Source organism: Mesorhizobium sp. B3-1-8 (assembly GCF_006439495.1).
In the GTDB taxonomy this organism is placed as follows: Bacteria; Pseudomonadota; Alphaproteobacteria; order Rhizobiales; family Rhizobiaceae; genus Mesorhizobium.
In genome coordinates this window covers 213,667-226,093 of the sequence record NZ_VFTK01000003.1, presented here as the reverse complement: position 1 = coordinate 226,093, position 12,427 = coordinate 213,667, and the positions used below count along the sequence as shown (strand labels likewise).

At 64.9% G+C, this 12,427-nt stretch carries 13 protein-coding genes; 4 read left to right on the top strand and 9 right to left on the bottom strand.

Going from position 1 to position 12,427, the window contains the following annotated elements:
• Positions 1 to 31: 31 nt before the first annotated feature.
• From FJ424_RS04515 to FJ424_RS04480, 8 genes are all read right to left on the bottom strand, one after another.
• Positions 32 to 1,144: an ABC transporter ATP-binding protein gene (locus FJ424_RS04515; RefSeq protein WP_140651578.1), complete on the bottom strand. Its 1,113-nt coding sequence runs from the start codon at positions 1,142 to 1,144 to the stop codon at positions 32 to 34.
• Positions 1,141 to 1,938 carry an ABC transporter permease gene (locus FJ424_RS04510; protein WP_140651576.1) on the bottom strand — a complete coding sequence of 266 codons (798 nt, stop codon included), beginning with the start codon at positions 1,936 to 1,938 and terminating at the stop codon, positions 1,141 to 1,143. Before FJ424_RS04510 ends, FJ424_RS04515 begins: the two co-directional genes overlap by 4 nt.
• On the bottom strand, positions 1,938 to 2,807 hold the full coding sequence (locus tag FJ424_RS04505) for an ABC transporter permease (protein ID WP_140642177.1): 870 nt from the start codon (positions 2,805 to 2,807) through the stop codon (positions 1,938 to 1,940). The genes FJ424_RS04510 and FJ424_RS04505 overlap by 1 nt, the downstream gene beginning before the upstream one ends.
• A gap of 19 nt (positions 2,808 to 2,826) precedes the next feature.
• Positions 2,827 to 3,900, bottom strand: coding sequence for a PotD/PotF family extracellular solute-binding protein (locus FJ424_RS04500; protein WP_140651575.1), 1,074 nt, complete (start codon positions 3,898 to 3,900; stop codon positions 2,827 to 2,829).
• A gap of 38 nt (positions 3,901 to 3,938) precedes the next feature.
• Positions 3,939 to 4,607 carry a cupin domain-containing protein gene (locus FJ424_RS04495; RefSeq protein ID WP_140651573.1) on the bottom strand — a complete coding sequence of 223 codons (669 nt, stop codon included), beginning with the start codon at positions 4,605 to 4,607 and terminating at the stop codon, positions 3,939 to 3,941.
• A 354-nt stretch (positions 4,608 to 4,961) separates the two neighbouring features.
• The gene (locus FJ424_RS04490; RefSeq protein WP_140651571.1) at positions 4,962 to 6,743 is read right to left on the bottom strand and encodes a chloride channel protein; all 1,782 of its coding nucleotides are present in this window, start codon (positions 6,741 to 6,743) and stop codon (positions 4,962 to 4,964) included.
• Positions 6,744 to 6,901: 158 nt separating this feature from the next.
• Positions 6,902 to 7,411, bottom strand: coding sequence for a cupin domain-containing protein (locus tag FJ424_RS04485; RefSeq protein WP_140651570.1), 510 nt, complete (start codon positions 7,409 to 7,411; stop codon positions 6,902 to 6,904).
• Between the two features lie 17 nt (positions 7,412 to 7,428).
• Entirely contained in the window at positions 7,429 to 8,157 is a 729-nt protein-coding gene (locus tag FJ424_RS04480) for an NAD(P)-dependent oxidoreductase (protein WP_140651568.1), read from the bottom strand.
• 62 nt (positions 8,158 to 8,219) lie between these two features.
• Between FJ424_RS04480 and FJ424_RS04475 the strand changes: the two genes are divergently transcribed.
• The gene (locus tag FJ424_RS04475; RefSeq protein WP_140651566.1) at positions 8,220 to 8,693 is read left to right on the top strand and encodes a MarR family transcriptional regulator; all 474 of its coding nucleotides are present in this window, start codon (positions 8,220 to 8,222) and stop codon (positions 8,691 to 8,693) included.
• 13 nt (positions 8,694 to 8,706) lie between these two features.
• Here FJ424_RS04475 and FJ424_RS04470 read toward each other — a convergent pair whose 3' ends face one another.
• Positions 8,707 to 9,006, bottom strand: coding sequence for a putative quinol monooxygenase (locus FJ424_RS04470; protein ID WP_140651564.1), 300 nt, complete (start codon positions 9,004 to 9,006; stop codon positions 8,707 to 8,709).
• A 121-nt stretch (positions 9,007 to 9,127) separates the two neighbouring features.
• Between FJ424_RS04470 and flhA the strand changes: the two genes are divergently transcribed.
• From flhA to FJ424_RS04455, 3 genes are read left to right on the top strand one after another with little or no spacing between them, the layout of a single operon-like run.
• The gene (gene flhA, locus FJ424_RS04465) at positions 9,128 to 11,215 is read left to right on the top strand and encodes a flagellar biosynthesis protein FlhA (protein ID WP_140651562.1); all 2,088 of its coding nucleotides are present in this window, start codon (positions 9,128 to 9,130) and stop codon (positions 11,213 to 11,215) included.
• Positions 11,212 to 11,964, top strand: coding sequence for a flagellar biosynthetic protein FliR (gene fliR / locus FJ424_RS04460; protein ID WP_140651561.1), 753 nt, complete (start codon positions 11,212 to 11,214; stop codon positions 11,962 to 11,964). The genes flhA and fliR overlap by 4 nt, the downstream gene beginning before the upstream one ends.
• Positions 11,965 to 11,969: 5 nt before the next feature.
• Positions 11,970 to 12,356, top strand: coding sequence for a hypothetical protein (locus tag FJ424_RS04455; protein WP_140651559.1), 387 nt, complete (start codon positions 11,970 to 11,972; stop codon positions 12,354 to 12,356).
• Positions 12,357 to 12,427 lie beyond the last annotated feature (71 nt).

The following is a 12,427-nucleotide window of genomic DNA, read 5'->3' as shown; positions in this document are numbered from 1 at the left end:
GTCCGGGATTGCGTTAAACCAAAGAGATGGATCAGGTGAGCGTTGTGTCGGCCGTGCTGTCGTCGGGCAGGAGTTTGGCATCGGCGCCGTCGAAGCAAAGCTCGACCTTCTCGCCGAGGCCAAAGCTCTCGCCGGCGAGCGGCGAGCGCACGATCGCGGTCGAGCCGTCTGCGAGCTTCACTTCATATTTCGACCCCGAGCCGAGATAGATCGCCTCGGCGATCGTCCCCGACAACCGGTTCGTGCCGGCGGCATCCTGGCCCGATCGGCGGATGGCAAGCTTCTCCGGCCGCAGCAGCATGACCGGATTGGCTTCGCCGGCCAGCCGACGGGGCGCGGTGACCATCTCGCCGGCGACGGTCAGAGCCGTCCCGGTGCCGTCGCTTTTCGCCTCGCCGCGCAACACGGTGGAATCGCCGATGAAGCGGCCGACGAAGAGCGTCGCCGGTTCGTCATAGAGCTGGCGGCCGGTGCCGACCTGCTCGATGCGCCCGCGATTGAAGACGGCGATGCGGTCCGACAGCACCAGGGCCTCCTCCTGGTCGTGCGTGACATAGACGAAGGTGGTGCCGAGCTCGCGATGGATGCGCTTGATCTCGAGCTGCAGCCATTCGCGCAGCTTCTTGTCGAGCGCGCCGAGCGGCTCGTCCATCAGGAGCAGCGGCGGATCGAAGACGATGGCGCGCGCAAGCGCGACGCGCTGCTGCTGGCCGCCGGACAATTCGCTCGGATAGCGATGCGCGAAGTCGCCCATCTTGACCATGTCGAGCGCTCTCGCGACCCGCTTCTTGCGCTCGTCCTGCTTGATGCCGCGCAATGTCAGCGGATAGGCGACGTTGCGGCCGACCGTCATATGTGGGAACAGCGCGTAGTGCTGGAAGACGACGCCGATATTGCGCTTGTGCGCCGGCACGCCGACGACGCTCTTTCCCCCGACCAATAGCTTGCCGCTGGTCACGTCGGTGAAGCCGGCGACGACGTTGAGCGTCGTCGTCTTGCCCGAGCCGCTCGGCCCCAGCAGCGTCATGAACTCGCCTGGCTCGATCCTGAGCGAGACACCGTCCAGCGCCTTGAAGGACCCGTAGGCCTTGCTGACCATGTCGAGATCGATCGCGGCGCCGCGATTTTCCGCTCTCGGGTTCATAGGCGTCCCTTCCGCTCGCGTCCAAGGAGGAGCATGCCGCCGCCGATCAGGATCGTGGTGGCGAACAACAGGATGGTGCCGACGGCCGCGACCGTCGGGTCGGCATCGCGCGTGATCGAGGAAAATATCTGCACCGGCAACGTCTTGAGATAGGGGTTGGTGATGAAGAGCGACACCACGATCTCGTCGAAGGACGTGGCGAAGGCGAACAGCAACCCCGACAGGATGCCGGGCAGGATCAGCGGCAGCGTCACCGTGCGGAACGTGGTCAGCGCGCCGGCGCCGAGGCTCGCCGCTGCCGTCTCCAGCCGCCTGTCGAACACTTCGAGATTGGCCGAAACCGCGATCAGCACGAAGGGCAGCGCCAGGATCGTATGCGCAAGCACGAAGCCGGTCAGCGTGCCCACGAGCTGCGCATCGAGATAGACGGCATAGATGCCGATGGCCAGAACCACGCCCGGCACGACCATCGGCGTCAGCATCAGCATGCGCAAGAGATTGGCCGGTCGCGCTTTCATGCGGTCGAGGCCGAAGGCGGCGAGCGTGCCGAGCACCGTCGCCAGCACCGCCACCAGCGAGGCGACCTTGAGCGAGTTGAGAAAACTGGAAGACCAATCCGGGTTGGTGGTGAAATTCAGGTACCACTGCCAGGAAAAGCCCTGCGGCGGAAAGGCGAGCGACTTGTTCTCGTTGAACGACATCGGCACCACGACCAGCGTCGGCGCCACCAGCCATATCGCCACCAGCAGGCAGACAAGCCCGAGGACGACGCGCGTGAGCGGCTTCATCTCCATCAGCGTCGCCCCGCTTCCCGATGCCTCGACCGCATCACCGGCGCCGCAAGCGCGAGCAGCACGAAGGTCGCGACCAGCAGCACCACGCCCATGGCGCCACCGCGTCCCCATTGCAGCAGGCTGAGCACCTGCGTCTGCACCAGCGTCGACAGCATGGTCGAGCGCGGTCCGCCGAGCAGCGCCGGCGTGATGTAGAAGCCCAGCGCCAGGATGAAGACGATGATCGCGCCGGCATAGACGCCTGGCAGCGACAGCGGCAGGTAGACGGTGAAGAACGCGCGCGACGGTCGCGCTCCGAGACTCCGCGCCGCCTGCACCAGCCTGAGATCGATCCCCTTCATCACCGAATAGAGCGGCAGGATCATGAACGGCAGGAGCACCTGCGCCATGCCGATCACCACGCCCGTCTGGGTGCGGATCAGGCGGATGCCGTCGAAACCGGCCGATCTCAGCAGCGAGTTGATGACGCCGGAATCCTGCAGCAGGATCACCCAGGAAAGCGTGCGCACCACGCCGCTCACCCAGAACGGGATCAAGACGCAGAGCACAAGGACGAGCCGCGCGCGTGGCCCGACGGCGGTCATCAGATAGGCGTAAGGGTAAGCGCAGAGCACGCAGACCACAGTCACCCAGGCCGAGATCGTAAAGGTGCGCTGGAGCACCGTCAGATTGACGGGTGCGCCGAAAAACCAGGCATAGTTCTGCAGGCCCCATTGCGGCTCCGACAGGCTGCGCAGCACGATCGTGATCAGCGGATAGCCGATCACTGCGGCCAGCAGCACCAGCGCCGGCAGCGTGAGCGCGAACGGCCGCCATGCCCAGCCCGCCCGTTGCGGGGCGGAAGGCGTCGTCGGTTCGAGCGCGCTCACGGACCTCTCCTTCAGCCGGTCAGTTGCCGGCCATCAACGCCGACCACTTCTCCTGCGCCACCGCGAAGTTCGGGACCCAGAACTTGAAGTTCTGCTTGTAGCCCTGCTTCTGGCGCTCAGGCGTGTTGGTCAGGAAGGCGGCGACGGAGGCGTCGACCTTGGGCTGCGCGTCGCTGTTGATCGGCGTGTAGGACGTCTTCTCCGCCAGGATCTCCTGCGACCGCTTGCCGAGATAGGCGTTGAGCAGCGCGTAAGCGGCATCCGTGTCCTTGACGCCGACCGGGATCGTCATCTGGTCCATCACCACCAGCCAGTCCTGCCATGCGGGCGCATATTTGGCGCCGTTCTTGACAGCGGTCATGGCGCGGCCGGTCCACATCATCAGCATGTCGGCTTCGCCGGACTCCGCCAATTGCTGCGATTCAGCGCCCGTCTTCCAGAAGATGGTGTCGGGACCGAGCTTGCGGACCACGTCGATGGCCTTGTCGATATCGGCCACCGTCATCGCCTTCGGGTCGCCGCCGGCGACCTTGAAGGCCTGTTCCAGCAGCCCGCCCGTTGGGCTGCCGGAGCCGTCGATCCCGCGCACGCCCGGGAACTTTTCCGTGTCGAAGAAGTCGGCCCAGCTCTTGGGCGGATTATCCTTGTACTTCTCCTTGTTGTACATCAGCACGACGCCGTAGTTCATCGCCGGCACCGAGCATTCGCCGACCTGGCCTTCCGGGATTTTCGAGACGTCGAGCTTGGTCAGGTCGAGCTTCTGGAACAGCTTGCCGCAATAGACGTAAGGCGGCAGGTCGTCGGTATCGACGACGTCCCAGGTGACATTGCCGGATTCGACCTGCGCCTGCAGCTTGGCGATCTCGGTCGGACCGTCATTGAGCAGCTTGACGCCGGACTTGTCGACGAACTCCTTCAGCGCCGCCGCCTGTCCGTCCTGGTAGATGCCACCATAGGAGACGAGCGTCAGGGTCTTGCCTTTCAGCGACCCCTCCTTGACCTCGCCCGCCACAGGCTTGTCCTGCGCAAAGGCCGCGCCGGTCAGAACGCCGAGCGCCAGAACGGCGCCGATGCCATATCTCGATTTCAACATAACGATAACTCTCCCATTCATGCCCGCGTTTTGATCAGCTACCTGGCGGCGGGCGGTTTCCAGGTCGTGTATTGGTCGAGCTCGGCGCGCGCCGAGGTCGGCGGCGCGATGATCCACATCACTTCGGCCCGGCCGCTGCCGATGTTCTCCGTGCGATGCGGGGTGGACGTGGTGTATTCGACGCTGTCGCCCTCCTCGAGGACATGGCGCGCCTCGCCGAGCGACACCTCGACGATGCCGCGTAGGACGATCAACATCTCATGCGCGTCGCCATGCGTGTATTGGTCGGACCCCGTCGAGCCGCCGATCTCGAACTCCCCGACATAGACTTCCATGTCGCTCAACGGGGGCCGCGACAAGAGCATCTTGCGACACCCGTCGCTGGGCGGCAGGCTGGGCCGCTCGCTGCGCCGCAGCACGCCGTGATGATTTTGAGCCGTGCTTTCGGCAAACAGCAGCGCGACGCTGACTCCGAGCGCCGAAGCCATCTGGTTGAGCGATGCCGTGCTGGCGCCGGTCAGGCCGCGCTCCAATTGGCTGATGAAGCTGGCGCTGGTTCCAGTCGCCTCGGCGAGGTCGCGCAAGGAAAGGCGGCGGGCAAGGCGCAGGCTCTTGAGCCGCATGCCGAGCACCTCTTGCGCGGCTGCTGCGACCGAACCGTTCCTGTCCCCGGTTGAAGCCTGGCCCTTATCGATAGCCTTGGGCATCTCGTTTGTTCTCCACTGAACATTTTGTACAGTGAGACTGTACAGAGCGCAAGCAGCAAGAATCCGTCGCTGCAGGCGGCTTCATAATGGGAGCGAACCGACACTCACCCTTTTGGAATTGAGATCAATTTACCGGCTTGGAATTGACAGGCTGCGGACCTGCCGGCGGCCAAGATCTCGCGGTTCCCCCCGTGACCCGTCTGGTTGAGCCCTTCCAACGTCGTCATCCTCGGGTCTGCACGTCCGCTTCGCTCCCGCTCCGCCCGTGGCTGACGAAGTTTAGACGTCTCAGCTAATCTCCGGGGCTGCGATGTGCCGGGGTAGTATGCACCGGCAAGATTCCTGTGTTGAAAACTAGCCCTCGCCGGCCAGGTCGCGGCGCGCCTTGTCGAGCTCTTCGGCGTAGCGGCGCATCAGATGGCTCTCGGTGAGCAGGCCAAGCACGATGCGCTCGTCGAAGTCCTCGACCACCGCCAGTTCTTCGGCCCCGGTGCGCTGGAAGGTCTCGGCGGCGGTCTGGACATTCATCGACGGCACCAGCACCGCATCCTTGAACTGGGCGAGCGCGCTCACCGGCGTCTCGCCATCGGAGGGATCGCTGTGCAGTTCCGGCACGAGCAGCATGCCGACATACTGGTCGGCCTGTTCGACGGCGATGACGCGCTGGCCGGAGCCGAGCGGGATCTCCTTGCGGAATTCGGAGAGCGTGATCGAGGCGGGAATGGTGCGGACGTCCTTGCGCATCATCGAGCCGACGGTGAGGCTGCGCATCCAGCCGACGTCATGGGCGCTGCGGATCGTCTCGCCGCGCAGATGGAAACGCCAGGTCGAGAAGGAGTAGCCGAAGGTCTCGCGCACCAGGATCGCCGACATGATCGAGGCGGCCAGCACCACGCCGGTGAGGGTCAGGTCGCGGGTCGATTCCAACGCCAGGAACGTCATGGTCAGCGGGCCGCCGACGACGCCGACCGCAAGCGAGGTCATGCCGACGACGGCGGCGACTGCCGGGTCGATGCCGGCGGATGGCGCGGTCAGCGCCATGACGCCGGCGAAGACCTTGCCGAGCAGCGCTCCCAGGAACAGCGAAGCGAAGAACAGGCCGCCGCGGAAGCCCGAGCCGAGCGAGATGGCGGAGGCCGCCAGCTTCATCACGAAGACGCTCGCCACCACCGGCAGCGCATAATTCATGGCGAACTCGCGATGCAGCGCGCCATGGCCGCTGGAGAGCACCTGCGGCGTGACCAGCCCGAGCAGGCCGACGAAGATGCCGCCGATGAACGGCCGGACCGACGCATCGATCGACAGCCGCACGAAGAGACGCTCGACGATGCTCACCAGATGCATGATGGCGATCGAGGCTGCCCCGCCGAGCAGTCCGAGCAGCAGGAACGGCACATACTCGCTGGCGGTCAAATTCGGCAAACCTGACAGCTCCAGCGGGAACGGCACGCCGCCGAACATTTCCGCCGTCAGCGAGGCGGCGATCGCCGCCGTCATAACCGGCGCCACATTGACGACGGAATAGATGCCGATGACCAGCTCGAAACCGTAGAAGGCCCCGGTCAGCGGCGCGTCGAAGGCGGCGGCAATCGCGCCGGCCGCGCCGCAGCCGACCAGAATGCGGACGTCGTTGCGGCGCAGCCGGAACGCGCGCGCAAGCCGGGAAGCTACGCCGGAGCCGATCTGCGTATAGCCGGCTTCCAATCCCACCGAGGCGCCGAAGCCGCTGGAGATCATCGTTTGCGCCACGATGATGAAAGTGTCGGTGAGCGACATGCGCCCGCCATAGAGCGCGTTGGCCTCGATCGGGTCGACCGGAGTGCGGAACTTGCGCTTTCTCAGCCAGATGACGGAAAGGCCGAGCAGCAGGCCGCCGATCGCCGGGAACATCGCCTGCACCGGGTCGGCGAGCGAGAACATCGCCGAAAGGCGGCCGCCCGGTTGCACGTCGAACAGCAGCCAATGCATGCCTTGCACCAGCGCGCTCATGCCGGTGACCAGCGCGCCCGCGATGGCGCCGACCATGCCGGCCATCAGCACGATCGCAATGCCGCGCGCCTCGAGCACGGGGATCGAACTGATCAGCACCGCGCGAAGCCGGCGGGCATAGACTTGTGGTTCGTTTCTGGCAGGCAACGGAACGGCTCGCCGGTATGCGAAAGATAAACAACTGCCGTGCCTGATACGCGCGGCGGCCTTGCGTGGCAACCGCAATGCCGACCGCTTGTGGCGCCATTTTGGCGTTGTGCGAATTAGCGTTAAGAACGCTTGCCGCCGCGATAAAGGCGATAGATTTAGTTGGGTAACGGAATGGTCAGCGGGCCGCAGTCGTCCTCCGCGACGAAGATCGCCAGCAGTTCCGCCGGTTCGGTGGCGCTGGCATTTTCGGCGAAAGAATGGATCGCGCCTGGCGCTTCGAACCAGGTCTGGCCTCGAGTGTAAGTAACTGCCGGTCCGCCTTCCATCTGCGAACGCAGCGCTCCCTTGATGACGAAGGCCGTGACGGAACCGGGATGGCGATGTCGCGGCGTATGGGCATTGGGCGGAAACTCGACCAGCGCCGTGGTGATCGAATGCCCAGGCACATTCGGCAGCTTTTCGCAGGAGAGCGGCTTCACCGTGGTGGTCGGGCGCGCCGTCGTCCCCTCCCCGGCATCAGCCCCCGTCATGTGGACATGCGCGCCCATTCCGTCAGCGACGGTGGATGCCCTGTTGCTCTGGACTACGGCCATGCCAAGCAACCCCGCAGCGATGGCGGCGACGCCGACCCGTTTACGGCCGCGTGAAGAAACCTCTTCGATCATGACGGCAACTCCCTCGCTTACTCGGCCAGGCGAAAGCCGGCGCGCCAGCCGAGCTCGGCGGCAGCCTTGTCGGTCGTGATATGGCCGTTCGGCTCCGCGACATTGAAGGCGCCCTGCGTTCCCCGCTCGACGGCAAGCAGAGCCGCGTTGGCGGCGGCATCGACATGCACCGCCGGGTCCGAGGCGGCTGCCGCGCCGGTGCCTGGCCCGTAGAGATGACCGTAGCGCAGCACGATGCCGGCGATCGGCGAAGCGCCGAGCACATGCTTCTCCAGCGCAATGACGCCGCCGACGCTGACGGCCCGGCCGCCTTCCGCGCCACTGTCCAAAGGATCGGTTTCGTCGTGTGGCTCGGGTCCCGGCGCGTAGGCCCAGGCGATGCTTTGCGCGATCAGCCGCTTCGCACCGGCAGCCTTCGCCGCTTCGACGAGGTTGCGGGTTCCTTCATCGCGGATGCGGGCGTTCCGAACGATTGCCTCGGCCATTTTCGATGGATCGAGCCCGGCCGGGAGGTCCGTGAGCTGGTGGATGACGATCTCCGGCTTTGCCGCCAAGACAGCCGCGCGCAACCCGCTCGCATCGAACACATCGACCACCACCGGATCGGCGCCGAGCGCTCGAATATCTTCTGCTTTTGCCGCCTGACGCGTCGTCGCCGTCACCCCATGCCCGGCCGTCACCAGCTGCGGCACCAACCGGCGGCCGATCGCGCCCGAGGCGCCCGCAAGAAAAATGCGATAGCCCATCGTCTTTCGCTCCTTGACGCGATAATATCAGAATACGAACAACATATAAGAGCTATGATATTATGCGCAAGGGGAATCCATCCATTCCGTCCGCCGGTGAAGGCAAGCGCGGCGAGCAAGGCTATCTGGGCTATCTGCTGCGCCAAGCGGCTGGCGCCTACCGCCTGAAGGTGGAGCGGGCGCTGGATGAATTCGGCGTGACACAGGCGCAGTTCGCGGCCCTCACCATGATCTCGGCCTATCCCGGCCTATCCAATGCCGATCTGGCCCGGCTCGCGGTGCTGACGCCGCAGACGGTGAGCGTGATTGTCGGCAATCTGGAAAAGGCCGGTTCCCTCCTCCGTCGGCCCCATGCCGTCCACGGCCGTATCCAGCATCTCGACCTTTCGGACAGCGGCCGCGCCTTGCTGAAGAAATGCCGAGAGCGGGTTTACAAATTGGAAGGCGAGCTCACCGCCGGCCTCTCCGCCGAGGAGGAGCGTGCCGTGCGGCGCTGGCTGGTCGCCGTCGCAACCGCGGATGCGGCACAGCCGTAAATGCCTCTGACGATCAGGTCGGCGCGCCGCAGTCCGTTTCGTAAAGCGTGAGCTTGCGGTCGCCGATGCCGAGTTCCGCCCAACTCGCGCGCCATTCGGCGATATGCGCCGATTTGAAATGCGCTTCGAGCGCTGCACGGTCGCTCCAGGCCTCCGAGACATGGATGAGCCCGGCATCCAGCACGTCCTGCGCGTAGGAATAGCCGAGGCAGCCCGGTTCGGCGCGGCTCGCCAGGATCATGCGTTGCATGGCCGGCTTTGCCTGGTCGAGCCTGTCGGCTGGCAGCCGGATCGTGCCGGTGATCAGGAGCATCTGCCATCCTTTCGCAAGATCGTGGCCAGGTCCCGTAGCCACTCTCCCACCTTCGCGCAAGCTTGGAGAGTTACGGTCAAGGGCCTGCCCTGTGCGTGGCGGCCCTGGATTTGAGGACGATATGGCGATCAGCGAAACACTCCCGTCCGGCCTGGCGGTCAAGAACGGCCGCGACATCTTCTTCGCGCTGGGCATCGTCTTCATCCTGGCAGTGCTGTTCCTGCCGATCCCGGCCTTCCTCATCGATATCGGCCTTGCTTTCTCGATCGCGCTTTCGGTGCTGATCCTGATGGTGGCGCTGTGGATCCAGCGGCCGCTCGACTTCTCGTCCTTCCCGACCGTGCTGCTGATCGCCACCATGCTGCGCCTGTCGCTCAACATCGCCACCACCCGCATGATCCTGTCGCACGGCAACGAGGGCACGCATGCCGCCGGCTACGTCATCTCGGGCTTCTCCAAGCTGGTGATGTCGAGCGACTTCGTCATCGGCCTCATCGTCTTCATGATCCTGATCGTGGTGAACTTCATCGTCATCACCAAGGGCGCGACCCGTATCGCCGAAGTCGGCGCGCGTTTCACTCTCGACGCCATCCCCGGCAAGCAGATGTCGATCGACGCCGACCTTTCCGCCGGCATGATAGACGAGAAGACCGCGCAGCTGCGCCGCCGCGAATTGGAGGAGGAATCCTCCTTCTTCGGCTCGATGGACGGTGCCTCGAAATTCGTGCGCGGCGACGCCATCGCCGGCCTGATCATCACCGCCATCAATATCGTCGGCGGCATCGCTATCGGCTATCTGCGCCACGGCATGGGTCTTGGCCAGGCGGCCGACGTTTTCATCAAGCTGTCGGTCGGCGACGGCCTCGTCACCCAGATCCCGGCGCTCATCGTCTCGCTCGCCGCCGGTATGCTCGTCTCCAAGGGCGGCACGCGCGGCTCAACCAACCAGGCGGTGTTCGGTCAGCTCGGCGCGCATCCGCGCGCGCTTTACGTCGCGGCCTCGCTGCTGGTCATCCTCGGCCTGATGCCCGGCCTTCCGCTGTTCCCCTTCTTCGCGCTTGCCGGCGGCATGGCCGGCCTCGGCTACATCATCCCGCTGCGCCAGAGCCACGAACGCGCCGCCGCCGAAGCCCTGAAGACGCAGGAGAAGGCGAACAAGGTCGAGGAGGAGAAGAACTCGGTCAAGGCCTCGCTGGTCACCGCCGAGATCGAGCTTCTGATCGGCAAGCAGCTTTCGACCAGGCTGATGGTGGCGCATCAGGAACTGGTGTTCCGCATGTCGAAGATGCGCAAGAAATTCGCCCAGCAATATGGCTTCGTGGTGCCGGAGGTGCGCGTCGCCGACGACTTCGCCATCCCGCCGAAGAGCTATCAGATCAAGGTGCACGGCACTGTGGTCGCCGAATACCAGATGCGCGTCGGCGAGATCATGGTGCTGCTCGGCACGCGCGGCGTGCCGGAGATCCCCGGCGAGGAAATCCGCGAGCCGGCCTTCGGCATGCGCGCCTATTCCGTGCTCGAAACCTTCGCCGAGGACCTGAAGCGCGAGAACTTCACCTTCGCCGACAACATGTCGGTGCTGCTCACCCATCTTTCGGAAGTCATCCGCAACAACCTGCCGCAGCTTCTATCCTACAAGGACATGAAGGCGTTGCTGGAGCGGCTCGATCCGGAATACCGCAAACTTGCCGACGAGATCTGCACCTCGCACATCTCCTATCCCGGCCTGCAGGCGGTGCTGAAGCTGCTGCTCGCCGAGCGCGTCTCGATCCGCAACCTGCATCTGATCATCGAGGCGATCGCCGAGATCGCGCCGCATGTGCGCCGCACCGAGCAGATCGTCGAGCATGTGCGCATCCGCATGGCGCAGCAGATCTGCGGCGACCTCTCCGAAGGCGGCACGCTCAAGGTGCTGCGCCTCGGCAATCGCTGGGATCTCGCCTTCCATCAGAGCCTCAAGCGCGACGCCAAGGGCGAGGTGCGCGAGTTCGACATCGATCCGCGTCAGCTCGAGGAATTCGGCCAGGACGCCACCAAGGCGATCCGCAAGCATCTCGAGGCCGGCGAGCGCTTCGTGCTCGTCACCGCGCCCGACGCGCGTCCCTATGTGCGCATGATCATCGAGCGGCTGTTCACGACGCTTCCCGTTCTCAGCCATGTCGAGATCGCCAAGGGCGTCGAGATCAAGGTGCTCGGGACCATCTCGTGAACGCGCTCTCGCAAGGCGTCGTCATCGCCGCCTTCCTCGCCTTCTGCCGTATCGGCGCCTGCTTCATGCTGATGCCGGGCCTGTCGAGCGCCCGCGTGCCGGTCCAGATCCGGCTCTTCGTGTCGATCGCCGCCACCGGCGGCCTGCTCGCTTTCCTGTGGGACCGCATCTACCCGTTCGTCGATCCGCGCCCGCAGGTCCTGGCGCCCATGATCGTCTCCGAGTTGCTGGTCGGCGGGCTGATCGGCGCCATGACCAGGCTCTACATGGAGGCACTGCGCTTCATGGGTTCGGCCATCGCCATGCTGATCGGCTATGGCGGCTCGGGTGGGCCGGCGATCGAGGAGCCGGAACCGCAGGCGGCGCTCGCCGCCATCATCTCGTTCTCGGCGCTGCTTCTGCTCTTCGTCTTCGACTTCGACCACGAGATCGTCAAGGCGCTCGTCGCCTCCTATCAGGTCGCTCCGGTCAACGTGCTCTTCAACCCGCAGGCGGCGCTGGTCGACGTCACCGACACCGTGTCGGACGCCTTCTTCCTGGTCATTCGGCTCGGCAGCCCTTTCGTCGCCTATGCCATCCTGGTCAATCTGACGATCGGCTTCGTCAACAAGCTGACGCCGCAGATCCCGGTCTATTTCATCTCGCTGCCCTTCGTCATCGCCGGCGGCATGATCATCTTCTATTTCGCCGTCGGCACCTTGCTGTCGCTGTTCGTCGACGGCTTCGTCGACCTCACGCTGGCGAGATAGGCTCAATGACCGCGCGAAAGGACCGCCTGAAGAAACTGGTCAAGGTGCAGCAGCAGTTGAAGGCGCTGCACGAAACCCGCCATGCCGGCTTCCTCGCCGCCGCCGTCAAGGCCGAAGCTGAGGCCAGGGACCTGATCGAGCGTTTCGACACCGGCGCCTCGCTGGGCGCTCTCTTTCCGGAAATCTATCATCGCCGCATCACCGGCGCGCTCGAGCGCCAGAAAAAGAACCTGGAAGACGCCCGCCAGGAAGCCGCGTTGATCGCCACCGCGACGGCGCGCACCAACATGGTCGAGCGTGCCTACAAGGACGTGCGCCGCCGCGACGAGCGCGAGCGCTCTGACCGCGAGCGGCTCGATCTCATCACGCAGAAGCGAGTGGACGAAGGCTGACCTCCCGCAAGCCTGCCACAAGCTTGTTCAGTCATTGTGCGGATGACAAAAACGGCAAAGGGCGGACTTTC